This window comes from Pontibaca salina (genome assembly GCF_016307205.1).
GTDB classification, from domain to species: Bacteria; Pseudomonadota; Alphaproteobacteria; order Rhodobacterales; family Rhodobacteraceae; genus Pontibaca; species Pontibaca salina.
Genome location: NZ_JAEIJD010000037.1, coordinates 1 through 344 on the forward strand (window position 1 = coordinate 1; position 344 = coordinate 344).

Sequence of the window (344 nt, forward strand, 5' to 3'; positions counted from 1 at the left end):
AGCCCCTGTAACTGGAACCGCTCGCTCGGGGTGGTCAGAAACCGGGTCTCGACCTGGAAATCCTCGTCCGACACCGCCTGCATCGCCCGCGCGCCGTTATTGGTCCGCCAGACGTCATAATTGCCATCCGGGGTCACCAGTTCCAGATAAGCATCATTGGCATCCGTCCCGACCGAGCCGGCAACCCCGGTCGGCCCCTCAATGGTCCAAACCAGATCGTCCAGGGACGGCCCGCTGAAATCATCGGATACAAATCCCGATCCGGAGGGCGGCGTGCCGACCGTGAGGCTGACCGTGGCGCTGCTGGTCAGTTCGCCATCGCTGATCGTGTAGCTGAAGCTGTC

At 62.8% G+C, this 344-nt stretch carries 1 protein-coding gene; it reads right to left on the reverse strand.

Features of this window, described 5'->3' with window-relative positions:
- A partial coding sequence (locus JAO82_RS14180; RefSeq protein WP_198687041.1) for a hypothetical protein occupies positions 1 to 344 on the reverse strand: 344 nt, incomplete at both ends.